Raw genomic sequence first — 24,143 nt, forward strand, 5'->3', positions numbered from 1 at the left:
CGCAAGGAGTGTGGGGCCCGGCCTTTCTGCGTTCACGTCAATTCGATTGCAGCAGACCCAGATCCGGCCCGGCATCGAAGCCGACGGCGGCCAGTGCCAACGCGGGCAACGACTGAACCGTCAGGTCGATCAGTTCCTCGCGGGTGATTGCGGGCGCGCGGAGCCAACTGATGGTGGCTTCCTCGACAAACGCGATCCAACCTCGAACGGCCAACTCCACCTGAGGCGTTCGAGTCAGGCCGATCTTGGGGAGCTGATCGAGGGTTCTCTTGGCCATGATGTCGCGAGTCTGCTCGAACACCTCACGCATCTGCGGATCCCCGCTGGCGGTCCCCCGGAGCAGCGAGACGTAGGTATTGCGGTTCTCGGTCACGTAGTCGACGTACGACGCCAGCACCGATCGGAGGGTGAGCATCGGATCGTCCGACTCGCTCGGCTCCGTGCGCTGGAGCATCTGTTCACTGCTGTGTCGGACGATGGCGAGATGGAACTCGCTTTTCGACGCGAAGTAGTGGAACAGAAGCCCACGCGACACCCCCGCTTGATCGGCGATGTCCTCGACGGAAATCTGCTCGAGCGGCCGTTCGGCCAGCATGCGCGCCCCAAGGTCGATGAGTTGCGCTCGGCGTTGCGCAGGGTCGAGCCGCGTTCGCTTTACTGCGTCCATGCCCAATAGACTACTGAATATCCGTCAATAAGCTATTGACCGTGACTCAATAAAGGCATATCGTTCCCTACATGAGTCTTCCAGTTACAGATACCTCAGCACCTGCCGCGGATACTCGCCACGTCGGCACACTGATCATCGGCAGCGGTTTCGCCGGTCTCGGTGCGGCGATCAAACTGGCACAGGCCGGCATCACCGACTATGTCGTTCTCGAGCGCGGCAACGACGTCGGTGGAACCTGGCGTGACAACAGCTACCCGGGCGCCGCGTGTGACGTGCCGTCGCATTTGTACTCGTACTCTTTTGCACTCAATCCGGAGTGGACGCGCTCCTTCTCCACCCAGCCCGAGATCTACAAGTACATCCAGTCGGTGGCCAACCGCCACAAGGTGCTCGACAAGCACATCTTCGACTGCGACGTTCTCTCAGCCCGCTGGGACGAGTCGTCGGCTCATTGGCACGTCAGCACCAACAAGGGTGAATTCGTCGCAAAGATCGTCGTCTCGGCCGTCGGCGCACTGTGTGAGCCTTCACTTCCGGACATCAAGGGCATCGACGGATTCAAGGGCGAAATCTTCCACTCCTCGCGCTGGAACCACGATGCCGATCTGACGGGCAAGCGCGTGGCCGTCATCGGAACCGGCGCCTCCGCCATCCAGATCGTGCCCGCTATCGGCAAGAAGGTCTCACACCTCGACGTGTACCAGCGCACGGCGCCGTGGATCCTGCCCCGCGCAGACCGCGAGTACACCAAGATCGAGCATCTCGCGTTCAAGTACCTCCCCGGCTTCCAGAAGTTGTGCCGCACCGGTATCTACTGGATGCGAGAGACGCAGGTCGTCGGCCTGGCCAAGGCGCCGGTCTTCATGAAGCCGCTGCAGTTCGCCGCCGAGCGTCACCTGAAGGCTCAGATCAAGGACAAGGATCTTCGTAAGAAGGTCATGCCCAACTTCCAGATCGGCTGCAAGCGCATGCTGATCTCGAACAACTACTTCCCCACCCTCGCCCAGGACAATGTCGACCTGGTGACCGAAGGCATCGAGGAGGTCACCGCCAACGGGATCGTCTCGAAGACCGGCACCACCCGTGAGATCGATGCCATCGTCGTTGCGACCGGATTCCACGTCACCGACTCCCCCACCTTCGCGGGAATCTTCGGCAAGGACGGACGCTCGCTCGCCGAGGTCTTCGAAGAGACCGGCATGCAGGGATACAAGGGCGCGGCAGTTGCCAACTTCCCCAACATGTTCTTCCTGGTCGGCCCCAACACCGGCCTCGGACATTCGTCGATGGTCTTCATGATCGAGTCGCAGATCAACTACCTGGTCGACGCGATCGCCACCATCGACAAGTACGACATCGGCACCATCGAGGTGCGCAAGGACAAGCAGGACAAGTACAACAAGGACCTGCAGGCAGCTATGTCCAAGAGCGTGTGGAACAACGGCGGTTGCGCCAGCTGGTACATGGACAAGCACGGAAACAACACCACCCTGTGGCCTGGCTTCACCTTCCAGTTCCGCAATGCCACCAAGCATTTCGACCTCGCGGCATACCGTAGCGTCGCCACCTCGGATCTCGGCGCCGTCGGCACCGCGACCACTTCACAGATCGACCTCGACGACGAGAAGGCAGTAGCACAATGAGTGATTTTGCAGGCAAGGTCGTAGTCATCACCGGAGCGGGATCGGGCATCGGTCGCGCACTCGCACTGAACCTGGCCGGCCAGGGCGCCAAGTTGGCGATCTCCGACGTGGACACCGTCGGGCTCGCCGAGACAGCCCGTCTGGTGGAGGCCATCGGCGCCGAGGTGAAGTCGGACCATCTCGACGTCACCCAGCGTGAAGCGGTTCTCGAGTACGCCGACGCGGTTGTCGCCCATTTCGGCAAGGTCAACCAGATCTACAACAACGCCGGAATCGCGTACCACGGCACCTTCGAGAAGTCCGAGTTCAAGGACTTCGAACGTGTCATGGACGTAGACTTCTGGGGAGTTGTCAACGGCACCAAGGCATTCCTTCCCCACGTCATCGCCTCCGGTGACGGGCACATCGTGAACGTGTCGAGCCTCTTCGGTCTGCTGTCGATGCCGGGTCAGAGCGCCTACAACTCGGCCAAGTTCGCCGTTCGCGGTTTCACCGAGTCGCTTCGCCAGGAAATGCTGATCGCCAAGCACCCGGTGAAGGTCACCTGTGTGCACCCGGGCGGAATCAAGACCGCCATCGCGCGCAACGCCACCGCAGGTCCGGGCGAAGATCTTGCGGTCTTCTCCGAGTTCTTCGACCGCAAGCTCGCGCGCACCACTCCGGAGGACGCCGCCAAGACGATCGTCAACGGTGTTCGCAAGAGCAAGCCGCGAGTTCTCATCGGGATGGACGCAATCGCACTCGACGCCTGGGTTCGCCTCGTAGGATCGGGCTACCAGCGCATCGTCGCGATCGTCGCCGGCCGAATGATGCCCAAGTCCAGCTGAGTTCGTTTCACAGCGTCGTTCGTTTCACAGCGCAGTTCGCATAAAGAGTCAGGAGCCCTGCCGGTGAGCACGTTCACCCTTCCGCTGCCCGTGGTCGCATTCTTGTTGAAGCCGTACTTCCGTCTGGCTTTCAACTCGCGGCTGCCGTATCGGATTCAACGTCTGTTGCTCGAGGCCGGGGCACCGCTACAGCAGGTTCCAGCGGGCGCCGTCGTGCGCCCGCTGGAGCTGGCTTGCCGACCGGCTGAGAAGATCACCGTCGGCGCAACCGAGCGCCCCACCGCAGTTCTCTACCTGCATGGCGGGGCGTACACGCTGGGTTCGCTGGCCACACACCGTTCTCTCGCAGCTCATCTCGCCCGTGAGTCGTCCAGTGCGGTCTTCACCTTGGACTACCGTCTCGCGCCGGAGAATCCGTATCCCGCCGCTCTCGACGACGCGGTCTCAGCCTTCATGCAGTTGGTCACCGAGTTCGACTATTCGGAAGACCGCGTTGCCATTGCCGGCGATTCGGCCGGTGGCGGTCTGGCCGCGGCGACCGCTCTGCGTCTGATCGAGCGTCACGGCGTGACCCCCGGCGCGCTCGCACTGATCTCGCCGTGGGTCGATCCCGGCGATCGGGGTGCTACCAAAAAGGCCGACCTGGTGGTCAACACAGCTTGGTCCTTCGATGCCGCCGACGCTTACCTTGCCGGCGGCGACCGTACTGATCCTGGCTACGCGCCGATGCACGGCAAGCTCGACGGGTTGCCGCCCACCAGGATTCACGTCGGTTCCGAGGAGGTCCTCTACCCGCAGATCATGACGTTCACCGACAAGCTCTCCGCTGCCGGCGTCGACGTGTCCCTGGTGGAGTACGCACGACTGTGGCATGTGGCTCACGCACAGGCGTCACTGGTGAAGGAAGCAGCAGACGCCGTTGCCGACCTCGGCCAGTTCATCGCATCGAAACTGATTCGCGCCAAGGATGATTCGAGTTCAGCAGTGGGATCGAGCTCTCACTGACGGGTGTCCCACCAGGTTCGTGCCACTTCCGAGGCTGACGCCTTGCCGGTCCGCACCTGCTCGATCATTGCGGCGAGATCGGTGGTGGACAGTTCACCCGCAACGACGCTGAGCGCCTTGACAGCCGAATCTCCCAGTGCGCCCGCTCGAAAGAGCGGAACGACATTCTGCGCAGCCAGAACGTGATTCGAATCAGCGAGCACTGTGACGGCATCGGATTGTGCCAGCGCTGACAGCGTCGTGCTTCCGAATACCTGTGCACCGGGTACGTCTGCCGGCGTTGCCTGATCGACACCGGCGAAGACACACTCGGCGCCCTCGGCCAACTGTTCCACTGCCCCGTCCTCTACGAATCTCGCGGAGACGAGCGGCGTCGCCGCGGCACACGAAGGAGCAAAGGCTTCTATCGTCTTCGCTCCCAACGACTGTGCGTATCCGGTGTCGAGTGCGAGGACCGCACGATCTTCGGCCATCGCATAGTCGGAGACCGAAAGACCCTCCGGCAGAGAGCGACTCAAGGCTTCGAAGACGTCGTCGGCCTTGCGGGCCGGGGATGACGGGTCGTAGTGATCGAGCAGCGCACCGGTGAACTCGGGCACCAAGGTGACTCGCGCTGCGTCCAGAGCCTCGAGTGATTGGGTTCTGCCTCCACCCACCGATTCGACGCGAGCCGACAGACCGGAGGATGAGAGCACCGTCGAATACACCTCGGCCAACACCGAACTCTCCACTGATGCGTCAGCAGCCACCACGATCTGGTCACGAGACTCCGCTCCGGCGCTCTCTACCACCGAATCACCGTTTGCGCATCCGCTGAGAATTGGCAGGACCATCAGTGCTGCAACAACAGTCGAATACTTCGTGCGTGTGCTCTTCACCGAAATCCTCACATCCAATCCCATGGATCGAAAACCGTGCCATGTCGGTACCTATCGTTACACTTGTCGGGCGATGCGCGGTAACCAGTCCTGACGCAGCCACTCGGTGGCGGCGCCGTCGAAGCCACTCGGGTGGCTTCGCCACAAGGGGATGGTTTCCGACGCCCGAAACACGGGACGCCCGAAAAACCGGAAGGACGCTCATGCGCACCTCACGATTTCGTTCCAACCGTTGGCTCGTAGCCGCGGCAACCGTTGTCTCTCTGACTGCACTGACAGCGTGCGGTAGCAGTGACGGTGACTCCAACAGCGATCCCAACGCGGTTGTCGTCGGCTCCGCCAACTTCACCGAATCCGAGACGATCGCCAACATCTACGCCGAAGCACTGCGTGTCAACGGGTTCGATGTGTCCACGTCGTTCAATGTCGGCAGCCGTGAGGCGTACATTCCGGCGCTCAAGGACGGGTCGATCAGCGTCATTCCGGATTACACGGGAAATCTCCTGCAGTACTTGGATCCAGACAGCACGGCCACCAGCTCCGCTGATGTCCTCGCTGCTCTTCCCGCAGCTCTCGGGTCGGAATTGGCCATTGCGACGCCTGCATCCGCCGAGGACAAGGACGCCGTGGTCGTCACGAAGGAAACCGCTGACAAGTGGAACCTGAAGACGATCGCCGATCTGGCTCCGCATTCCGCCGAGGTCAAGTTCGGCGCTCCGGCGGAGTTCCAGGAACGTCCAGCCGGATTGCCCGGTTTGAAGTCCAATTACGGTCTCGACATCTCGGCAGCCAACTTCGTCCCGATCGCCGACGGCGGTGGACCGGCAACAGTGAAGGCTCTCTCGTCCGGCGACATCACGGCGGCAAACATCTTCACGACGTCTGCCTCCATCCCGGCAAACAACTTCGTGGTTCTCGAAGACCCGAAGAACAATTTCCCGGCTCAGAACGTGGTGCCGGTGCTGCGCGCGTCGAAGTCTTCCGACAAGTTGAAGACAGTCCTCGATGCGGTGTCCGCCAAGCTCACCACCGAAGAGTTGTTGGCACTCAACGTCCAGGTGTCCGGCGACACCAAGACGGAGCCGGCAGCGGCGGCCAAGGCGTGGGTGACGGCGCAGGGCCTCGACAAGCCGGTCTCGTAGTCACGTGATCACATTCGAGGGCGTCACCAAGCAGTATCCGGACGGCACCACCGCCGTCGACCGTCTCGATCTCACCATCGAGGCCGAGTCGTTCACGGTGTTCGTGGGGCCGTCCGGGTGCGGCAAGACGACGTCGATGCGCATGATCAACCGGATGATCACACCGACGTCGGGCAAGATCTTCGTCGACGGTCGTGACATCACCCAGACCGACGCGGTGAAGCTGCGTCTCGGCATCGGGTACGTCATCCAGAACGCCGGCTTGCTTCCGCATCGCACCGTGATCGACAACGTCGCAACAGTTCCGGTACTGCGCGGTGAGTCCCGCCGCGCAGCGCGCAAAGCCGCGTTGGGGGTACTCGAACGAGTCGGTCTGGACATCTCCCTTGCCACCCGCTATCCCGGGCAACTCTCGGGTGGGCAGCAACAACGTGTGGGAGTTGCGCGAGCATTGGCTGCCGATCCGCCGATCCTGTTGATGGACGAGCCCTTCAGCGCCGTCGACCCGGTGGTGCGTGAGGATCTGCAGACCGAAATGCTCCGTCTTCAAAGCGAACTGAAGAAGACGATCGTCTTTGTCACCCACGACATCGACGAGGCAGTCAAACTCGGTGATCACATTGCCGTCTTCGGTCCCGGCGGGCGGCTTCAGCAGGTTGCGGCACCTCGCGACGTGTTGGCCGCACCGGCAACGGATTTTGTCGCCGGATTTGTCGGACGCGATCGCGGATATCGGGGATTGTCGTTCCGCGCTGCCGACGAGGTTCCGTTACACCCCGTACGCACGGCCGTCGAGAACGAATTGAAGGCTCTGCGTCTGGAATTGGGCGAGTGGGTTCTCGTGGTCACGGACAGCGGAAGTCCGCAGGGATGGATCGACGTGACCGGCGTCGAAGGCCTGCGCTCGGGACGCACTCTTGCGCAGTCGACGTCGGCCGGTGGTTCGTTGTTCTCCCCCGGCGGTGATCTACGCCAAGCACTCGATGCGGCAATCTCGTCCCCTTCCGGTATCGGCGTTGCCGTCGACGGCGAGGGAGCGGTCATCGGCGGGATCCTTGGCTCCGAAGTCGTGGCGAAATTGGCAGATCAGCGTCGACGCGAGGACGAGGAACGCAACCGAGTCGCCTTCACCGAGGGATTCGGGGCGTAGCGGCATGCGCTGGCTCATCGACAATTTCTCGACGGTCGTGGACTACTCGAAGACCCATCTGTATCTGGCGCTGCTGCCCTTGTTGATCGGTCTCCTGATTGCTGTTCCGGTCGGAACAGCGATCCGCAACGTCAGATGGCTGCGCCGAATCACGTTGACCCTGGCGAGCATTGCGTTCACGATTCCGTCGCTCGCGCTGTTCGTCACCATCCCCCAGCTGTTCGGACTCAAGACCCTTGATCCGCTCAACGTCGTGATCGCACTGAGCGTCTATGCGACAGCACTGCTCATCCGGGCCGTGCCCGAAGCACTCGATTCGGTGCCGGACAACGTCATCGACGCTTCCACCGCCGTCGGGTTCACACCGCTACGACGCGCCCTGACGGTCGAGTTGCCGTTGGCACTGCCGGTGATGATCGCGAACATCAGAGTTATTGCCGTTACCAATATTTCGCTGGTTTCGGTCGGATCGCTGATCGGAATCGGCGGGCTGGGAGTTCTGTTCAAACAGGGTTACGACCGCGACTACCCGGACCAGATCGTTGCCGGCATCATCGCGATTGTCGTGCTGGCCCTGGCGCTCGATCTGATCCTGTATCTGATCGGCCGATTCCTGACCCCGTGGACCAGAACATCGACCTCGTCGAAGGTCCCCGCCGTCGTGGCTGCCGAGGGGGAACCCGTATGAGCATCTTCACCGGAGCCTGGGACTTCATCGTCGATCCCGGAAATTGGAGCGGCGACACCGGAATCGGCACCCGCATCCTCCAGCACCTCTGGTACAGCGTTCTGGCCGTGGCGCTTTCGGCTGTGATCGCGGTGCCCATCGGATTACTCATCGGCCATCTGCGTCGCGGTGAGATCGTGGTCGTCAGTCTGGTCAACGCACTGCGGTCACTGCCCACTCTCGGCCTGCTCACCTTCCTTGTTCTTCTCATGGGCCTGGGAGTGATGCCGCCGATTCTCGCCCTCGTCATCCTTGGTATTCCCCCACTACTCGCCGGCACGTACGCCGGAATTGCCAGCGTCGACCGCGGCGTCGTCGAGGCCGCGCGGGCGATGGGTATGACCGAACTCCAAGTGCTCTTCCGCGTCGAGATACCCAATGCGCTGCCATTGATTCTCGGCGGACTGCGTAACGCGACACTGCAGGTGATTGCCACGGCAACGGTCGCCGCCTACGTCAACCTCGGCGGCCTCGGCCGGTACATCTTCGACGGTCTCGCGCTCTACAAGTACGACCGAGTGGTCGTCGGCGCAATCCTGGTCGCGGTTGTGGCTCTGGTCGTGGACGGCTTACTGGCGCTGGTGGTCTGGGCATCGGTTCCCGGGACCGGCAGGCTGCGCCGAACACCCGACCTCACTCGTCTGTAGATCGGTACACACGAAAAGCCCCGATCGGAACCTTGTGTGCGGGTCCCGATCGGGGCTTTCGTAGTCCCTCTTAGCTGGTCACGCCCTCAGCATGCGCTGCGGCCGCGACGGCTTCCGCTACTGCGGGTGCCACGCGAGGGTCGAGTGGGCTGGGGACGATTTTGTCCGCCGCCAACTCGTCGCCGACCACCGACAGGATTGCCTCGGCGGCAGCGAGCTTCATACCTTCGGTGATGCGACGGGCGCCGGCGTCGAGCGCGCCCTTGAACACACCGGGGAAGGCGAGAACATTGTTGATCTGGTTCGGGAAATCACTGCGACCCGTAGCCACGATCGCCGCGTACTTCGACGCGGTTTCGGGGTGAATCTCCGGGTCCGGGTTGGAGAGCGCGAACACGATCGACTCGGGAGCCATCGAAGCGATGAGCTCCTCGGGGATCTTGCCCGCCGAGACACCGAGGAACACGTCGGCACCTTCGAGAGCCTCGATGGCACCACCGTGCAGGTCGCGGGGATTGGTGCGGGCCGCGAGTTCTGCCTTCACGTCGTTGAGGTCGCTGCGCTCGCCCGAGATGATGCCCTTCGAGTCCAGCACGATGACGTCGCTGATTCCGGCGGCGAGCAGGATGTTCGCGCACGCAACACCCGCAGCACCGGCGCCGGAGATGACGACCTTGAGTGTGGTGATGTCGCGGCTCTGAACCTTCACGGCGCCCTTGAGGGCAGCGAGGACCACGATGGCGGTTCCGTGCTGATCGTCGTGCATGACGGGGCAGTCGAGGGCTTCGATGACGCGCTTCTCGATCTCGAAGCAACGCGGCGCCGAAATGTCCTCGAGGTTGACCGCGCCGAAGCTCGGGCGCAGACGGATGAGCGTCTCGACGATCTCGTCGGGATCCTTGGTGTCGAGAACCAGCGGAATGGAGTTCAGTCCGGCGAAGTTCTTGAACAGTGCCGACTTGCCCTCCATGACGGGCAGCGACGCGCGGGGGCCGATGTCGCCGAGTCCGAGAACCGCGGTGCCGTCGCTGACCACGACGACAAGTCGGTTGGTCCACGTGTATCGATCGGCGAGGGTTTCGTCTGCAGCGATGGCGCGGCTCACCTGAGCAACACCCGGCGTGTAGGCGATCGAGAGGGCCCGCTGCGTATCGAGCGGTGCTGTGGTCTCGACCGAGAGCTTGCCACCGACGTGAGCGGCAAAGATTTCTTCGTCGGTCAACTCGACCTTGGGTACGTTGATGGCTTCAGTCACGAGGGACACGATGACACTCCTGATTAGTCCAGCCTCAAGCGGGGCTGGGTTACTGGGAAGTAATCCTTCGGACCGCTGCGAAACTACGTTCACAACGGTCAGAGATCATTTCTTCCGCGAACGACTACTGAGAAGAAGAGCATTCGGCGTGCGCGAGAAAGTGGGCCGCAATACATCCGAAGCGTCATGGTGTGGGGCGGGTGAGCCCTGGCGTATCCATGCAATCTAGGTTTCGGGAGAAATTCTGACGAAACCTGCACTTCGGGGCCGGGCTGTGGCGCCGCCTCGAAGTAACTCCAGTTTGCCACCAGAGTCGGATCACAATCAAATCCTCCAAGCGGTCGGATTCCTCACCACACTCAAACCCGAGTCGTCATCCCCACCGTGTCATCTCCACCGTGTCATCCCACCCAGTCATCCCCACCGCGTCATCCCCACCGTGTCATCCCCACCACTGCGTCACCAACAACAGCCCCGCCACCACGAGCACGACCACCGATCCGGCAACCGCCGCGATACCCCGCCTGCGGTCGCACCAGATCTGCGCGGCCAAAGCAACCACCGAAGCCGCAATGTGCGCGGTGATCGACGTTGTTCCCGGACCCGGGAATCCGCGGTTGCCGCCCAGATATGCCGAACCGATGATCACGAGTGTCAAGACCACGATTCCGGCCGCCACGGTGCCGCTCAGGGCGCGTAGAGCGCGAACCAGCAGCCATTGTCGTTTGTCGGCGGGATAGTCGTAATCGTCTTCGTACTGATAGTCCTGATAATCCTGGTACCGGTAGTCGTCCTCGTACCTGTCGTCGTATGTCATCTCTTACGCTCCCGCGACGAATCCGCGGACTGATTCCGCAATGAGTTGAACTGCGATGGCGGCGAGCAAAAGACCGGCGATGCGTGCCAGCAGGCTGATGCCACCCTCACCCAGTATCCGGATCAGTGCCGTCGAGAAGCGCAGGACCACGAACAGCACGAGGTGGATGGACAGAATCGCCAACGCGATCGCCAGATACGACGCCGCTTCACCATCGGCCTGGGCGACAAAGACGATGACAGCCGCAATTGCACCGGGACCGGCCATCATCGGCGTTCCCAGAGGAACGAGTGCGACGTTGACGTCGTCGGCTCCCTGCGGACGGTTGGAGGCCTTCCCGGTCAGCAGTTCGAGTGCGATGAGAAGCAGCAGTAATCCGCCTGCGCCCTGCAATGCCGGAATGCCGATATGGAGGTAGTTGAGGATCGCCTGACCGCCGATGGCAAAGACCGAGATGACCGCAAGGGAGACGGCGGGGGCCTGCCATGCCGCTCGGTTGCGATCTTCACGGCTTTTGCGGCCGACCAGTGACAAGAACACCGGGATGACTCCGGGCGGGTCCATGATCACGAACAGCGTGATGAACACGGTGAGGTAGAGCGTGGTGTCGAGCATCAGCGCCCAAGTACCTCCACGCCGGTGGCAGCCGAGACGAGTTTGTCGAACTCGGCCTCGTCCGTCAGCTCGTCGCCGAGTCCGATCGTCTTGTTCTCGCCGTGGTAGTCCGAGGATCCGGTGACTGCCAAGCCCAGGTCGACGGCCAGGCTGCGCAGGACGTCACGATCGTCGCTGCGATGGTCCGGGTGATCGACTTCGAGACCCCCGAGACCCAGATCGGCCAGATCACGGATGTGGTCGAGCGCAAGCAATCCGCCGCGCGAACGGGCACGTCCATGCGCAAGGACAGTTACTCCCCCGGCCGCTGCCACCAGTTCGACGGCGTACTCGAGCGGAGTGTCGTACTTGGGAACGTCGTATCTCCCTCGACTGGACAACAGGTCGGAGAAAGCCTCACTGATGCTCGACACCACTCCCGCTCGCATCAGGGCCGCTGCGACGTGCGGGCGTCCGACGGACGGACCGGCGTCAGCCAAGATCTGATCGGGATCGACGGGCAGACCGTCGCGCGCCATCATGGTCGTCATCACCCGGATACGTTCGACGCGTTCGGCGCGCAGTCGCTCACGTTCCTTGGCGAATTCGGGGTGCGTCGGATCGAACAGGTACGCCAGCAGATGAACAGCGACCGGCCAACCACGCTCACCTCGACCTTCGCACGACATCTCCATCCCACGAACCAGGCTGACGCCGGCCGGCAAGGCGTGCGCCGCCTCGGCCCAGCCCGAAGTCGTGTCGTGATCGGTGATGGCGACGACGTCGAGTCCGGCGTCGGCTGCGGCGCGCATGAGGGCAGCCGGGGTATCGGTGCCGTCCGATGCGTTGGAGTGGGTGTGAAGGTCTATTCGCACTGTTCCAGTGTGTCAGCAATCGGCAACTTCATCGCGCTCCGGTGGCCGAGCCGGAAGCTGACGTACGATTACGCCGCAGCGGCAGCGCAATTCGATCACGTGTCGCCGCAGTGCCGTTCCCCTGCACTACAGACCGAGAAGGAGCGAGCGTGCCAACCATGCCGTCACTGCCGAATTGGTCGAACGGCAAATCGACGCAAGCCGATGCGCCCAAGATCCCCGTTCCGGCAGCCCGCGCGATCGTCGACTGCGCGGTCTACGTTGACGGCGTGCGGTTGCCGGGCAAGTACACGCACCGCGCCGCGTTGGCCGAGGTCCGTAGTCGAGACAACGCGTTCGTCTGGGTGGGCATGCATGCACCCGACGAAGGCCAGATGCAAGATGTCGCAGCAACTTTCGGACTCCACGAGTTGATGGTCGAGGATGCCGTCCATGCACACGAGCGCCCGAAACTCGAACGCTACGACGACGTCATGTTCCTGGTGCTGCGCACGGTCGTCTACGTACCGCACGAGTCCGTCGCGACGGCGAGCGAGATCGTCGAAACCGGCGAGATCATGGTGTTCGTCGGTCCAGACTTCGTGGTGACCGTCCGTCACGGGGATCACTCCGAACTGGCAAGCGTGCGCAAGTCACTCGAGCAGAATCCCGAGCGTCTCGCCATGGGCCCGTTCGCGGTGTTGCACGCGATCACCGACCACGTCGTCGACAGCTATCTCTCCGTCATTCAACTCGTCGAGCAGGACGTCGACAGCATGGAAGAGTTGGTGTTCAACCCGCGGAACACCGTTGCCGTCGAGCATATCTACCTGCTCAAACGTGAAATCGTCGAACTACGACGCTCGGTCACTCCACTCGGATTGCCACTGCTCCAGCTGACCCAGCCCGCGGGCGGCCTCGTCCCGAAGGAGATCCGGCGATACTTCCGTGACGTAAGGGATCACCACACGATCGTGGCCGAACGTATCTCGGAATACGACGAGGTGTTGAGCTCTCTGGTCGATGCCGCACTCGCGAAGATCGCGGTGCAACAGAACACCGACATGCGCAAGATCTCGGCTTGGGTCGCTATCGCCGCCGTGCCGACGGGCGTTGCCGGTATCTACGGAATGAACTTCGAGAACATGCCGGAACTCGGTTACAAGTACGGCTATCAGTCCATCCTGTTCCTCATCGCGTCGGTGTGTGTCGGCTTGTTCTTTCTCTTCCGTCGCAACAACTGGCTGTGAACCTCGCACGCTGACTCCCTGTACTTGCCACCGTCGCAGGCGGACAATGGATATGGGTACGCATTTTCATTCCGTTCCCGAAATTCATTTTGCGACAAGCAAATTCAGATCCAGGAGAGATGGAGGAACAACCATGCCTACAGTCGAGCAGTCTGTAGAGATCGCGTTGCCACCCAAGGACGTCTGGGAGTACATCGCCGTCGCCGAGAACTGGCCCAACTGGGAGAATTCGATGGTCGAGTGCAAACAGATCACCGACGGCCCGATGGGCGTGGGAAGCCGTTGGCACGGCGTCTCGAGAATCCTGGGCAAGCGCCTCGAGTGGACATCCGAATTCACCGAGTACGACCCACCGAGATCGTCGAAATCGACGTCCGTCGAAAGTCCGGTCAGCTTCTCGCAGACCACGACCTGCGAAGAAGTCGGTGACGGCACTCGGGTCACCTACCGACTCGACAGCGAAAGCGGACTCGGCGGCGTATTCGGCAAGATGGCCGACCCGATCGTGACGAAAGCATTTTCACGGACCGTTCGGGTAAGTCTCGAGAACTTGGCGGACATCCTCGTGCACGCCGAATGATCTGACGGACAAAGCGCCGGCGCAGCTAGAGCGAGGCAGCGGAACGGTGCGGATCGCGAATGTCGATCCCCGCCTCGGTCCACGCTTCCCGCAGGGCCTCCGCGCCGCGCAGACGCACCCAGGCGGCTTCGGTACCGGTCAGGGGGACCACGCCAAGGAAGCGCACCGGATCGAACGGCTCCGGCAGCGTCAGGTCGGCGATCCCGCTGTCACCGAGAAGCACCGCCGTGAACGCAGTGTCCTTCCACAGCGGCTCGCCCAGGTCCAACAGTGCGTCCTCGAGCAGCACGACGCCTTCGACGGACGGCGCCGCAGCCAGCACCGCGAGCGTCCTGGCCACACCCGACGCGACACCCGTGCCACCGCGCAGGGTGAGCACCAACTCGGCGCGAGGACCGCGTGTGGGGTCTGCGACCAGTTCATTGGGGTCGCCCATCGGATGACGCGAGCACCCCAGTGTGACGTAGCGGACCAGGCCGTCGGGTGATTCGAAACGCAGCACGTCCAGCGGTTCGACACCGAGGAACGTCACTGAGGCCGCGGTGGGGTCCGGCCCCTCGATGCTGCTGACGAGATGGGCCCGGACGGAAGATACGACGCTGTCTGACACTCGTCCATCTAAACACCGTGCCCGCGAGGTTCGCAGCGCAGATACCTCGCGGTGGCGGTAGCGTCGTCGAAATGGTCTCCGTTCTCGCTGTCAGCGACGAGACCGTCGAATTCCTGTGGAGCAGTCAAGTTCGTTCACTCGGAGTCGACGTGATCCTCGGCGCGGGCGACCTGCCGTTTGCGTATCTGGAGTACCTGTCTGACCAACTGAATGCGCCGTGCGTGTTCGTTCCCGGAAACCACGACGTCGATCTGTCCGGATATTCGAACAAGAGATCCGGTTGGATGCGGGCGGGTATGCCGGCGCAGTGGCCCGGCCCGACCGGCGCAGTCAACACAGACGGACGCATCGTGACCGTCGCCGGTCTGCGGATCGCGGGCCTCGGTGGTTCCATCCGATACAACACGGGTCCCAATCAGTGGTCCGAGCGCCAGCAGAGCCGACGCGCCCGCTCGCTCACCTGGCGAAACGCCTGGCAGTCGCGGCTTCCCGGCGGCCGGGCGGGCGTGGATGTGCTGCTCACCCACAGCCCCGCCCGCGGTGTCGGCGACGCCGAGGATCGGCCACATCGTGGGTTCGAATGCTTCACCCCCTTGATCCACACCCTCGATCCGACGGTCATGATTCACGGACACATCCACCCGCACGGGCGAACACCTCTCGATCTGGAGGTAGGCCGGACTATCGTGCTCAATACCGTCGGCTTCACGCTGATGGAGATTTCCCCAGGTACTCCGCCGACGATCGTGAGGCGCCGACATGGCTCGTGACACCGGATTTCCCACAGCCGACGCGGAAAACGACTTCGCTCGTCAGCGTCGACGCGCCGACGTTGCCCGTCTGGTCAGTTGGCTACGACGCGAACCGGACGACGTCAACGCGATCCTGCCGTTCGACGAGGTTGTCGCAGCGCTCGGCAAGGTTGGTGAGAAGTCTCTGGGTCTACAGGTCGTCACCATCGAATCGATAGTCGGAAGTGTCGACCGCACAGGTGATTTCGACAGGTACTTCCGTCCGACGTCCACTCATTCGCGCGCTCGTTGGGAGCGACTTGCGGTGGCGCAACGACGCGGCGAATCGGTGCCACCCGTTCAGTTGTACCGTGTCGGCTCCATGCATTTCGTGATCGACGGACACCACCGAGTGTCCATTGCGTGTGCGATGCACCAGAAGACAATCGACGCGTACGTCACCGAGATCATCACGCGCATCTCGCCGGAAGGCATCACTCAGCGCGCCGATCTGCTCATCAAGGACCATCGCCGACTCTTCCTCACTCGCGTTCCGCTGCAGGGTTCACAACGCGAAGCTGTCCAGGTCACCGACCCGTGGGAGTACGCCGAACTCAGTGAGTGCGTGGAGGCGTGGGGTTTTCGGCTCATGCAGGAAAAGGGTGAGTTCCTCGGCCGAGACACGGTCGCCCGGCGCTGGTTCGGCGAGGAGTTTCTCCCCGTCGTGCGAATGCTGAGGGGCGCCGACATGTTGCCCGAGCACACCGACGCCGAGGCGTACTTGTGGATCGCCCGGGAGCGGTACCGACTGGTGCGGCGGCACATGTGGAATGACGAGATCGTGGCCGAACTACGCGATCGAGCACCGCGAAAGCACAAGCCTGCTACGTAGCGACAGCGAACCGCACCTCTCGGGTCGGGATCTTCGGGTGCATGAACTTCAGCAACGAACGCGCTTCTTTCTCGATGGACGCGAGCGCGGTCTTCGGTTGCTGCGCAAACAGAGTCGCGCTCAACTCGACGGTCTCCTTGGCCGCCGTCACCGTCGCGAATCCCACCACCTTTCCGCGCACCAGGATGGCGGGCTTGATTATGCCGTTGACGGTGAAGACGCGAGTTCGATACTGCTCGTCCATAATTCGCGAGCGGTCGGCGTGCGAGAGCAGGATGTTGTCGAACGGAGCAAGGATTCTGACCGGCGGTGTTCCGGAGGTCGGTCGTGGCGCATCCGGCAGGTCGAACACCTCGGCCCCTTTCGCGTTGACAAAGGTGATCAAGCCCGGATGTAGCCTCTCGAAGACTTCGGCGAGTCTCGTGAGCCCCGACCACGCTTGCGCATCCTTCACGCTCGCGGGCCCGAAGGCAGCCAGATAGCGCAGCACCATCGCGTCGGGATCTGGAGTTGAACTCACCTCTGCGCCAAGCCAATTCTCCAACGTCGTCAGTGCCGGTGCTCCGGATCGTCCCCACAGACCTCGCGGTGGGACCTGCACCATCGGCAGAAGCCCTCGAACTCCGTGCGCCAGTCCTTCGGCCGCGTGGCCGGGAAAGCGCTCTGCCAGTATCGGTCTCATCTGCATCTGAGTAAGCGGCCCGTCCGCTACCAGGTCACGCCCCGCCTGCGCAAGCGCGTCGAGATCCAACCCGGTGAGCGCCGCACGCTGAGTGCTGTTGGTGTGGAGATCGCGTTCCATGATCGTCTGAACCGTGGCCCGGAAGGGACCCGCATCGGCGGCCGAGAGGGCAAAGACCGTGCCCCGCATGGCAACCAGCCGCACCACCTGGCGCTTCTCGACAAGGGTGGAGAGGTCTTCTGCCGCAAAGTTCTTCAGCCGCGCCCACAGTGCCAGGTAGGGCGGATTCGGCGCCTGGGCCTGCAGACCTGCCAGGTGCTCGATCGCATCCAACGCGCTGACCTCGGCCCGCCGCAGCAGGAACTGCCGCGCCAGAGTCGCCAGGTTGAGCTCGCGATCGGTGATCAGTGCAGCCATCGACAACTCCTCAACGATCGTGGTCAGGGGCGGTGACGATCTCGAACGGTATCTCGACTCGCGCGAGGGTTCCGGACTCTTCACCCGGTCCGACCGAGAACGAGCCACCAGCGGCAACCACACGCAGTTCGTGCGAGAGCAGTCCGATGTGCCCGGCGGCCCGTCGTTGGGCAATCCGATCGGCGCTGATCCCCCGACCGTCGTCCGAGACCACGAGCACCGCACGGTGGTCCAGTCGTGCAAGCTCGATCCGGACGTTCTGCGCGCCGGCATGTTTGACGACGTTGCCCAGAAGCTCTCGGGTGGCGCCGAACAAGACCTCGTCGGCAGACGTGCGTAAATCGTCGTTCCAGCCCGAAGTGTCGACGTCGACCACCACTCCGCCGCGTCCCTGCGCCGAGCGCGCGAGGTCCCCGATCGCGCGGGCAAGGCCAACGTGGACGAGAACTGTGGGATGCAGTTCCGAGACGGACGACCTCAGCAGCGTTGTCGCTTCACCAAGCGCTTTCCCAGCTCGCGCCAATGCGATGGGTTCCGCACTGCCTGCCAATTCGTCGAGATCCATCCGCGCCGCGAGAACGTACTGGAGCGCCCCGTCGTGCAGTTGCTCGGACAGTTCTGTGCGCTCACGCTGCTCGAGCCCCATGAGTTCGGCCAGAAGGCTCGTGCGATGCCCGACGAGGTGCCCGATGGTCAACACTCGCGACCTTTGAATCCGAGTCAATCCGATTGCGCCCGCACCCACCCCGGCCAAGGCCATGGTACTCAGCAGGATCGACGGCCACGGCTCGGAATTCGAAGTCATCGTTGCCCAACTGGAAGCAAAAAACACACCGATCGTGCACGCAACGACGCCGACACACACGTCCGTCCGCAGTTGCGTACACGCAAGAACCGGAATGACGAAGAGCCCGTTGCTCAAGATGTCGGCGGTCCAACTCTGCTCGGCTGCGAGACCGGTCAGCAATGTCAGAGTTGCGAGCACGGCGAGGTCGACGAACAAGCCGAGCCAGATCATCGTCACCGGGCCGGTGCCGCCTTTGCGGATCCACAGCGCCACGGCTGCCGACCAGAGGGCATAGGCGCCCAGAATCGCGAAACACCATCCCGCGTCGTTCATCGGCGGGACGAAGATCAGTGTCAGGGCGATGAACAGCACCAGAGCGCCGCGCACCGTCAGTTGGAGGTACGCACCGCGGTAGGCGTGTTCGCGCATGATCCGTTCGAGGTCCGGGCCGCCGGGCAGGTGCTCGGTTCGTACCGAGGATTCGTTCATCTGTCCTCCTGTGCCGCCCATCCCAGTTCCCTGTGAATGAGCTTCGCACACGAGATTTCACAATCAACCCGCAATACCGTGAATGGCACAGCATTCACCGAACCTCGAAACCACGCAGGAGTGCTCATGATCTCGACCCGAGCAAGCAAGCGCCGCATCGCCACTCGATTTGCCGTCGCCGGCGCCCTGGCAGCGGCGCCGATCGCCGTGGTGGCCGGGACAGCGCAAGCCGCCCCGGCCTCCACCCATCACGAACAATTCGGCCGCCTGGTCCCCCTACCCGAGCCGGCCGACGCAGCGCCCGGCCCCGAACAGGTACCGCTCCCCTGGGGCGCGACGTATTCGGTCACCTTGCCCGGGTAACGGTCACAGCAGCAGATTGGCTCCCGTACCGCCGTCGAACACTGCGATCTTGGCGGGATCGAACCACAGATCGATAGACCTGCCCTGGGCCACGGTGGACTCGGACGAGAGCCTGGCAACCAGTTGACCGCCACCAGCGACGGCCGTTCCCGAATCGGCGGCGAGTTCCTCGAGTTCACGAGAATTGACGGCGGGGCCACCAGCGAGGAAGTACGCGTACTTGTCGGAACCCATCGATTCCAGCACGTCGACGTCGACGGTGAACGTCCCACCGTGTGGCTTCTGCGATGCATCGACCAGCGCCACGTCCTCGAAATGTTCCGGCCTGATACCGACCACGACGTCCTTGCCCGAGCCGCTGCCCGAGATCTTCGACTGCGCCGCCGCGGGCAGGCGAACATCGCCGATCGGCGTGCTGACGCCGTCCGCCGTCAACTGTCCGGGGAAGAAGTTCATGGACGGGGACCCGATGAACCCCGCCACGAACAGATTGTTCGGACGATCGTAGAGTTCCTGCGGCGCACCGATCTGTTGCACGATTCCGCCGCGCAGCACGACTACCCGATCGCCGAGCGTCATCGCCTCGGTCTGGTCGTGGGTCACGTAAATCGTTGTCGTACCGAGTCGCTGCTGCAGACGGGCGATCTCCGTCCTCATCTGCACGCGCAGTTTGGCGTCCAGGTTGGAAAGCGGCTCGTCCATGAGAAACGCCTTCGGGCTGCGCACGATTGCGCGTCCCATCGCGACACGCTGACGCTGACCGCCCGACAGGTTCGCCGGTTTGCGATCGAGATGCTGGGTGAGGTCGAGCACCCGCGCTGCGTCGTCGACCTTGGCGTTGATCTCGTCCTTGGACATCTTCGCCAATGTCAGTGGGAAGGCGATGTTCTGGCGCACCGTCATGTGCGGATACAGAGCATACGACTGGAACACCATCGCGATGTCGCGGTCCTTGGGGGCGCGTTCGTTGACGCGTTCACCCGCAATCCTCAGCTCGCCGGTCGAAATGTCTTCCAGCCCGGCAATCATGTTGAGAGTCGTGGATTTTCCACAACCGGAGGGGCCCACGAGAATGATGAATTCTCCGTCGGCGATGGTGATGTCGACATCACTGACCGCCTTGGCTCCGTCCGGGTACAGCTTGGTCACCTTGTCCAGCACGATCTCGGCCACAGGCTTATCCCTTCACTGCGCCGGAAGTAAGCCCGGCCACGATACGACGTTGGAAGAACAGAACAAAGATGATGATCGGAATGGTGATGACCATGGCGGCCGCGGCGATCGACCCGGTGGGCTCCTCGAATTGTGAAGCGCCGGTGAAGTTCGCGATGGCCGCAGGGGCGGTGATTGAGCGTTCGGTCGACGTCAACGAGATCGCGAACAACAGATCGTTCCAGCAGAAGATGAAAACCAAGATGCCCGCAGTGACGATACCGGGCGCGGCCAGTGGAGCCACCACCTTCCGGAACGCCTGACCCGGCGTCGCGCCGTCCATCTGAGCCGCCTTCTCGAGTTCCCACGGAATCTCTTTGAAGAACGCCGAGAGCGTGTAGATCGCCAACGGCAACGCAAAGGTGATGTACGGCAAGATGAGTCCGGCCCAGGTGTCGAAGAGTCCGAGCCGTCGTTCGATGTCGAACAACGGGCTCACCAATGAAATCTGCGGGAACATCGCGATCAGCAGTGCAACACCCACCAGCAGCTTCTTGCCCGGAAAATCCAGGCGCGCAATGGCGTACGCCGCCATGGTCCCGATCACCACGGCGATGACCGTCGAGATGAGTCCGATACCGATGGAGTTGATCAGAGCACTGGTGAAGGCGCTGGTGTCGAAGATTCCTCGGTAGTTGTCCAGGGTCCACTTCTCCGGAATGAACTTGCCGTCCTTGATCGTTCCGGCCGGTTTGAAGGACAGGCTGGCGATCCACAGGACGGGAACCAGCGCGTACAGCAAGACCAGAAGGTTGACCACGGACCAGCTGATCTTGAGTCTGGGAGTCACGGTCATGTCAGCGTCCTTCCGTATCGGATCCGGGAGCCGAAGCACCGAAAAGTTTGATGAAGATGAACGCGATCACGGCCACACACACGAAGATCAGCACGCTGATCGCGGATCCGATGCCCAAGTTGAACGCTTTGAACAGATTGTCGTAACCCAGAATCGACACCGACCCGGTGTCGTTCGCTCCCTTCGTCAGCACGTAGATGTTGTCGAAGATGCGGAACGCGTCGAGTGTGCGGAACAGCAGAGCGACGAGGATGGCGGGCTTCATCAGCGGAAGGATGATGCGTACCAACCGGGTCCACGCGCCGGCGCCGTCCACCTGAGCCGCCTTGAGAAGGTCGTCGGGCACGAGCGCCAGGCCGGCGAGCAGGAGCAGCGCCATGAACGGCGTCGTCTTCCACACCTCGGCAAGGACGATGATCGCGAGCGACGGGATCTGGTCGGTGAGCGGCGCACTGCCGTCGGGCAGGAGATTGGCGAGGTAGCCGGTCCCCGGCGTCCACGCGTAGTACCAGCTGTATGCCGCCGCGACGGTGACGATGCCGTACGGGATGAGCACCACGGTGCGGACGAGCCCCTTACCCACGATCGTTCGGTGCATCACCAGTGCGATGGTCAGTCCGAGAACGAACTCGATGACGACCGAGACGACAGTGATCGACGTCGTCACCGCGAACGCTTGCCACCAGTAACCGTCGGTCAGCACCGACACGTAGTTGTCGAACCACACGAACTTTCGTTGATCCGGGAAGCGCAGGTCGTAGCGCTGCAAACTCAGCCAAACGGCGTAGACCACCGGATATGCGGTCACCGCGATCATGAGAATCGCGGCCGGGGCCACCAGCCAGAGACCGAGGCGACGCTCGGCCGCCTTTCCGTCCGACATCTTCGACTTCGCGGAGTGCTTCGGCTCCGGCGAGGGCGTCGCGACTGTTGTTGCAGCTCCAGAATTTTCGCTGTCGATCGTCACGGAATCAGCCCCTCGGAATTGACTGCCTTGCGTACCTGCTCGGCAAGATCGTTCACGGTCGATTCCGGATCGATGTTTCCTACAGGGTTCAGCGTGGCAGTGATGAGCGTCGAAATACTCTGATAGGCAGGAGAAACCGGACGAACCGAAGCGGTGTCCAGGCTGTCGCGAACCTCACGCCACGCCGGGTACGCCTCCTGGAACGCCGGGTCGTCGTACAGGCTCTCGAGAGTCGGCGGAACGCCACCGGCTACCGCGTTGTTGCGCTGATTCTCCTCGTTACGCAGACAGGTGAGCGCCTCGAACGCGAGGTCCGGATGCTGGCTGGTCTTGGCCACCGCTACGTTGAAGCCGCCGATCGTGACCTCGGCCGGCTTACCCTCGATCACCGAGGGATACGGAGCGGCAAGGAAATTCCGTTCTCCGTTCACCGTGAGCACCGTGTTTCCGGTGTTCTCACTGGTGACGTTGCCCTTGTCGTCGATGTACGGCAGATCGCCCTTCTCGGCGTTCTCCATGATGCCGGGCAGCACGAACGGCCAGTTGACCTGGAAGGCAGATTTGCCGCTCTCCATACCCAGTCGCGACGACGCTTCATCCCCCTGCGAGATCGAGGGATCCGCACCCTTCGCGGTAGCGACGCGCTTCATGACGGTCAGCGCCTGCTGGGCAGCATCACCGTCGGCCACCGTCACGGTTGTTCCGTCGGGCCCCACCACCGATCCGCCGGCACTGGCGAGAAGGGTGTTGAACCAGACCATCAATCCTTCGTACTGCTTGCCCTGCACACCGATCCAGCTGGGGCGCCCCTCCGCGGCCAGGCCTTCGGAGATGTCGATCATCTGATCCCAGGTTTGGGGTGGTTGCCCGTCCGGCATCAAATCCTTTCGATACCAGAGCAATTGGGTGTTGGTGTTCAATGGCGCCGCATAGAGCTGGTCCTGCCACTTCGCCGACTCCAGCGGACCCTCGAGCGTCCCGTTGCTGACCTCGGCCGCCACGTCGTCAGGAAGCGGCAATGCCCATCCGGCTTCGGCGAATTCGGCAGTCCACACCACGTCGAGCGTCATCAGATCGAGTGACTTGTCATTGCCGGTCAGACGCCGGGCCAACTGAAGTCGCTGGTCGTCGGCACCCTTGGGCAGAGTTTTCTGCTCGACCCGGTACGCACCGTTCGACGCCGCCGAGCAATTGGCGGCGGCCTCCGCATACTGCTCGGCGCCGTCGGCGGCGGTGTAGAAGGACAGCACCACGCCGTCGTCATTGTCTGATCCACACGCACTGAGCAAGGGCGCCAACAACAATGTCGCCGCGCCGAGCAGCCCCACCCTCAATTTCTTCTTCTGCCCCGCCTGCAATCTCTTGTTCTGCACAGCCGTCCTCCTCGGGCGGCGAGACGGCGCAGTCGATTCGGCTGGCCGACGCACCACACATCGGCACTTTTGCCGGAGAAGGGACCTATTTCCTTGTCCGGCAAACGGTCACGGGAAGGAGTACTGCCTCGCCCGCGTGTACATAAAGTAACCGAGATCACACAAGTTGGCAGCCCGAGCGAGAATGTCAGATGGCGAGCTTGGCGAGCAGGTCGCGCGCAGACTCCGCCGTCTTGGGCTCACACAGTACGTCGTAACGTCCGGCGACCAACTGCATCGTCGAGGCGAAGTCCCGCTGCCCACGCGTCGCGGCGTACGGGATGGTCGTGGAGATGACACCGAAGATGATGCCGCCCACGATGCCCGCGATCAGCGGAGCGAGGAACCCGCCGGTGACGATTCCGAGCACGAGGCCGAAGAAGACACCGAGCCAGGCACCGGAGACGATGCCACCACCGATCACCTTGGCCCACGTCAACCGGCCGAGAACTCGCTCGACCTGCATCAGGTTCACGCCGACGATCGTGACGTCCTGAACCGGGAATTCTTGATCGGAGAGGTAATCGACTGCGCGCTGCGCCTCGGCGTAGGTGGGGTACGACCCGATGGGCCATCCCGAAGGCGGTGTCGGCAACGCTCCACGGCGCGACCCATTCGACGATTGACCGAGCGGATTGGACATGGCTGGCTGCGCTCCTCTTTTCGGGCACGTCATCCGCGCGGATGACGCAAGTACATCTACCCCTATTGTGCCCTTTACAGACCTGATTCGTTCGGCTATGCGA

General features: G+C 62.6%; 26 protein-coding genes. 12 read left to right on the forward strand and 14 right to left on the reverse strand.

What is annotated here, in order from left to right:
• Positions 1-37 precede the first annotated feature (37 nt).
• On the reverse strand, positions 38-667 hold the full coding sequence (locus H7C86_RS19480; protein ID WP_007736130.1) for a TetR/AcrR family transcriptional regulator: 630 nt from the start codon (positions 665-667) through the stop codon (positions 38-40).
• Between the two features lie 71 nt (positions 668-738).
• On the opposite strand from H7C86_RS19480, the gene H7C86_RS19485 reads away from it, so the two are divergent.
• The 3 genes from H7C86_RS19485 to H7C86_RS19495 all read left to right on the forward strand — a co-directional run bounded on the left by H7C86_RS19485 (position 739) and on the right by H7C86_RS19495 (position 4,145).
• The gene (locus H7C86_RS19485) at positions 739-2,313 is read left to right on the forward strand and encodes an NAD(P)/FAD-dependent oxidoreductase (protein WP_172933092.1); all 1,575 of its coding nucleotides are present in this window, start codon (positions 739-741) and stop codon (positions 2,311-2,313) included.
• Positions 2,310-3,140, forward strand: coding sequence for an SDR family oxidoreductase (locus H7C86_RS19490; RefSeq protein ID WP_019749333.1), 831 nt, complete (start codon positions 2,310-2,312; stop codon positions 3,138-3,140). The genes H7C86_RS19485 and H7C86_RS19490 overlap by 4 nt, the downstream gene beginning before the upstream one ends.
• 63 nt (positions 3,141-3,203) lie before the next feature.
• Positions 3,204-4,145, forward strand: coding sequence for an alpha/beta hydrolase fold domain-containing protein (locus tag H7C86_RS19495; protein ID WP_020970192.1), 942 nt, complete (start codon positions 3,204-3,206; stop codon positions 4,143-4,145).
• Here H7C86_RS19495 and H7C86_RS19500 read toward each other — a convergent pair.
• On the reverse strand, positions 4,139-5,023 hold the full coding sequence (locus H7C86_RS19500) for an ABC transporter substrate-binding protein (RefSeq protein WP_182262092.1): 885 nt from the start codon (positions 5,021-5,023) through the stop codon (positions 4,139-4,141). The genes H7C86_RS19495 and H7C86_RS19500 overlap by 7 nt on opposite strands.
• 203 nt (positions 5,024-5,226) lie before the next feature.
• Between H7C86_RS19500 and H7C86_RS19505 the strand changes: the two genes are divergently transcribed.
• Genes H7C86_RS19505 through H7C86_RS19520 form a run of 4 tightly spaced genes read left to right on the forward strand, consistent with a single transcriptional unit; the run spans position 5,227 to position 8,689 of the window.
• Positions 5,227-6,165 (forward strand): ABC transporter substrate-binding protein, encoded by a 939-nt coding sequence (locus tag H7C86_RS19505; RefSeq protein WP_019749336.1) that lies wholly within the window; start codon positions 5,227-5,229, stop codon positions 6,163-6,165.
• Positions 6,166-6,169: 4 nt separating this feature from the next.
• Positions 6,170-7,315 (forward strand): ABC transporter ATP-binding protein, encoded by a 1,146-nt coding sequence (locus H7C86_RS19510; RefSeq protein WP_182262093.1) that lies wholly within the window; start codon positions 6,170-6,172, stop codon positions 7,313-7,315.
• A 4-nt stretch (positions 7,316-7,319) separates the two neighbouring features.
• The gene (locus tag H7C86_RS19515) at positions 7,320-8,003 is read left to right on the forward strand and encodes an ABC transporter permease (RefSeq protein ID WP_019749338.1); all 684 of its coding nucleotides are present in this window, start codon (positions 7,320-7,322) and stop codon (positions 8,001-8,003) included.
• The gene (locus H7C86_RS19520) at positions 8,000-8,689 is read left to right on the forward strand and encodes an ABC transporter permease (RefSeq protein ID WP_003945081.1); all 690 of its coding nucleotides are present in this window, start codon (positions 8,000-8,002) and stop codon (positions 8,687-8,689) included. The genes H7C86_RS19515 and H7C86_RS19520 overlap by 4 nt, the downstream gene beginning before the upstream one ends.
• 70 nt (positions 8,690-8,759) lie before the next feature.
• On the opposite strand, the gene H7C86_RS19525 is transcribed toward H7C86_RS19520, so the two are convergent.
• The 4 genes from H7C86_RS19525 to H7C86_RS19540 form a co-directional block, all read right to left on the reverse strand.
• The gene (locus tag H7C86_RS19525) at positions 8,760-9,953 is read right to left on the reverse strand and encodes an NADP-dependent malic enzyme (RefSeq protein ID WP_003945072.1); all 1,194 of its coding nucleotides are present in this window, start codon (positions 9,951-9,953) and stop codon (positions 8,760-8,762) included.
• Between the two features lie 433 nt (positions 9,954-10,386).
• The gene (locus H7C86_RS19530; RefSeq protein ID WP_020908450.1) at positions 10,387-10,761 is read right to left on the reverse strand and encodes a hypothetical protein; all 375 of its coding nucleotides are present in this window, start codon (positions 10,759-10,761) and stop codon (positions 10,387-10,389) included.
• A gap of 3 nt (positions 10,762-10,764) precedes the next feature.
• Positions 10,765-11,379, reverse strand: coding sequence for a MarC family protein (locus H7C86_RS19535; protein ID WP_164490628.1), 615 nt, complete (start codon positions 11,377-11,379; stop codon positions 10,765-10,767).
• Entirely contained in the window at positions 11,376-12,230 is an 855-nt protein-coding gene (locus tag H7C86_RS19540; RefSeq protein WP_019749340.1) for a PHP domain-containing protein, read from the reverse strand. The genes H7C86_RS19535 and H7C86_RS19540 overlap by 4 nt, the downstream gene beginning before the upstream one ends.
• Positions 12,231-12,388: 158 nt before the next feature.
• Here H7C86_RS19540 and H7C86_RS19545 point away from each other — a divergent pair, with 158 nt between their 5' ends.
• Positions 12,389-13,459: a magnesium and cobalt transport protein CorA gene (locus tag H7C86_RS19545; protein WP_019749341.1), complete on the forward strand. Its 1,071-nt coding sequence runs from the start codon at positions 12,389-12,391 to the stop codon at positions 13,457-13,459.
• A gap of 133 nt (positions 13,460-13,592) precedes the next feature.
• The gene (locus H7C86_RS19550) at positions 13,593-14,039 is read left to right on the forward strand and encodes an SRPBCC family protein (RefSeq protein WP_007736117.1); all 447 of its coding nucleotides are present in this window, start codon (positions 13,593-13,595) and stop codon (positions 14,037-14,039) included.
• A gap of 25 nt (positions 14,040-14,064) precedes the next feature.
• Here the strand turns inward: H7C86_RS19550 and H7C86_RS19555 are convergent, their stop codons facing one another.
• The gene (locus tag H7C86_RS19555; RefSeq protein WP_019749342.1) at positions 14,065-14,649 is read right to left on the reverse strand and encodes a suppressor of fused domain protein; all 585 of its coding nucleotides are present in this window, start codon (positions 14,647-14,649) and stop codon (positions 14,065-14,067) included.
• A gap of 71 nt (positions 14,650-14,720) precedes the next feature.
• Here H7C86_RS19555 and H7C86_RS19560 point away from each other — a divergent pair, with 71 nt between their 5' ends.
• Positions 14,721-15,419 carry a metallophosphoesterase gene (locus H7C86_RS19560; protein WP_182262101.1) on the forward strand — a complete coding sequence of 233 codons (699 nt, stop codon included), beginning with the start codon at positions 14,721-14,723 and terminating at the stop codon, positions 15,417-15,419.
• Complete coding sequence (locus H7C86_RS19565) at positions 15,409-16,272, forward strand: hypothetical protein (RefSeq protein ID WP_003945080.1); 864 nt, start codon at positions 15,409-15,411, stop codon at positions 16,270-16,272. The genes H7C86_RS19560 and H7C86_RS19565 overlap by 11 nt, the downstream gene beginning before the upstream one ends.
• On the opposite strand, the gene H7C86_RS19570 is transcribed toward H7C86_RS19565, so the two are convergent.
• Together H7C86_RS19570 and H7C86_RS19575 are read right to left on the reverse strand one after the other, a co-directional pair.
• Complete coding sequence (locus H7C86_RS19570) at positions 16,265-17,371, reverse strand: winged helix DNA-binding domain-containing protein (RefSeq protein ID WP_182262094.1); 1,107 nt, start codon at positions 17,369-17,371, stop codon at positions 16,265-16,267. The genes H7C86_RS19565 and H7C86_RS19570 overlap by 8 nt on opposite strands.
• Before the next feature lie 10 nt (positions 17,372-17,381).
• A complete protein-coding gene (locus tag H7C86_RS19575) occupies positions 17,382-18,647 on the reverse strand; it encodes a sensor histidine kinase (RefSeq protein ID WP_182262095.1) in 1,266 nt (421 codons plus the stop codon).
• 126 nt (positions 18,648-18,773) lie between these two features.
• Between H7C86_RS19575 and H7C86_RS19580 the strand changes: the two genes are divergently transcribed.
• Positions 18,774-19,010, forward strand: a complete 237-nt coding sequence (locus H7C86_RS19580) for a hypothetical protein (protein ID WP_007736112.1) — start codon at positions 18,774-18,776, stop codon at positions 19,008-19,010.
• Between the two features lie 3 nt (positions 19,011-19,013).
• Here H7C86_RS19580 and H7C86_RS19585 read toward each other — a convergent pair whose 3' ends face one another.
• The 5 genes from H7C86_RS19585 to H7C86_RS19605 all read right to left on the reverse strand — a co-directional run bounded on the left by H7C86_RS19585 (position 19,014) and on the right by H7C86_RS19605 (position 24,040).
• Positions 19,014-20,183, reverse strand: coding sequence for an ABC transporter ATP-binding protein (locus tag H7C86_RS19585; RefSeq protein ID WP_020908458.1), 1,170 nt, complete (start codon positions 20,181-20,183; stop codon positions 19,014-19,016).
• 4 nt (positions 20,184-20,187) lie between these two features.
• Positions 20,188-21,018: a carbohydrate ABC transporter permease gene (locus H7C86_RS19590; RefSeq protein ID WP_019749348.1), complete on the reverse strand. Its 831-nt coding sequence runs from the start codon at positions 21,016-21,018 to the stop codon at positions 20,188-20,190.
• A 1-nt stretch (position 21,019) separates the two neighbouring features.
• Positions 21,020-21,901, reverse strand: coding sequence for a carbohydrate ABC transporter permease (locus H7C86_RS19595; protein WP_044480569.1), 882 nt, complete (start codon positions 21,899-21,901; stop codon positions 21,020-21,022).
• Positions 21,902-21,981: 80 nt separating this feature from the next.
• Complete coding sequence (locus H7C86_RS19600) at positions 21,982-23,319, reverse strand: ABC transporter substrate-binding protein (RefSeq protein ID WP_029538448.1); 1,338 nt, start codon at positions 23,317-23,319, stop codon at positions 21,982-21,984.
• Positions 23,320-23,545: 226 nt separating this feature from the next.
• Positions 23,546-24,040: a general stress protein gene (locus H7C86_RS19605; RefSeq protein ID WP_003945065.1), complete on the reverse strand. Its 495-nt coding sequence runs from the start codon at positions 24,038-24,040 to the stop codon at positions 23,546-23,548.
• Positions 24,041-24,143 lie beyond the last annotated feature (103 nt).

The sequence above is a fragment of the Rhodococcus sp. UFZ-B548 genome, from assembly GCF_903819475.1.
GTDB lineage: Bacteria > Actinomycetota > Actinomycetes > Mycobacteriales > Mycobacteriaceae > Rhodococcus_F > Rhodococcus_F erythropolis.

Bases quoted from the DNA above. Each gene is read 5' to 3' on its own strand.
- H7C86_RS19480 (WP_007736130.1), bottom strand. From the start codon at position 667: ATGGACGCAGTAAAGCGAACGCGGCTCGACCCTGCGCAACGCCGAGCG.
- H7C86_RS19485 (WP_172933092.1), top strand. From the start codon at position 739: ATGAGTCTTCCAGTTACAGATACCTCAGCACCTGCCGCGGATACTCGC.
- H7C86_RS19490 (WP_019749333.1), top strand. From the start codon at position 2,310: ATGAGTGATTTTGCAGGCAAGGTCGTAGTCATCACCGGAGCGGGATCG.
- H7C86_RS19505 (WP_019749336.1), top strand. From the start codon at position 5,227: ATGCGCACCTCACGATTTCGTTCCAACCGTTGGCTCGTAGCCGCGGCA.
- H7C86_RS19515 (WP_019749338.1), top strand. From the start codon at position 7,320: ATGCGCTGGCTCATCGACAATTTCTCGACGGTCGTGGACTACTCGAAG.
- H7C86_RS19520 (WP_003945081.1), top strand. From the start codon at position 8,000: ATGAGCATCTTCACCGGAGCCTGGGACTTCATCGTCGATCCCGGAAAT.
- H7C86_RS19530 (WP_020908450.1), bottom strand. From the start codon at position 10,761: ATGACATACGACGACAGGTACGAGGACGACTACCGGTACCAGGATTAT.
- H7C86_RS19545 (WP_019749341.1), top strand. From the start codon at position 12,389: ATGCCGTCACTGCCGAATTGGTCGAACGGCAAATCGACGCAAGCCGAT.
- H7C86_RS19550 (WP_007736117.1), top strand. From the start codon at position 13,593: ATGCCTACAGTCGAGCAGTCTGTAGAGATCGCGTTGCCACCCAAGGAC.
- H7C86_RS19560 (WP_182262101.1), top strand. From the start codon at position 14,721: ATGGTCTCCGTTCTCGCTGTCAGCGACGAGACCGTCGAATTCCTGTGG.
- H7C86_RS19565 (WP_003945080.1), top strand. From the start codon at position 15,409: ATGGCTCGTGACACCGGATTTCCCACAGCCGACGCGGAAAACGACTTC.
- H7C86_RS19570 (WP_182262094.1), bottom strand. From the start codon at position 17,371: ATGGCTGCACTGATCACCGATCGCGAGCTCAACCTGGCGACTCTGGCG.
- H7C86_RS19575 (WP_182262095.1), bottom strand. From the start codon at position 18,647: ATGAACGAATCCTCGGTACGAACCGAGCACCTGCCCGGCGGCCCGGAC.
- H7C86_RS19580 (WP_007736112.1), top strand. From the start codon at position 18,774: ATGATCTCGACCCGAGCAAGCAAGCGCCGCATCGCCACTCGATTTGCC.
- H7C86_RS19590 (WP_019749348.1), bottom strand. From the start codon at position 21,018: ATGACCGTGACTCCCAGACTCAAGATCAGCTGGTCCGTGGTCAACCTT.
- H7C86_RS19595 (WP_044480569.1), bottom strand. From the start codon at position 21,901: ATGTCGGACGGAAAGGCGGCCGAGCGTCGCCTCGGTCTCTGGCTGGTG.
- H7C86_RS19605 (WP_003945065.1), bottom strand. From the start codon at position 24,040: ATGTCCAATCCGCTCGGTCAATCGTCGAATGGGTCGCGCCGTGGAGCG.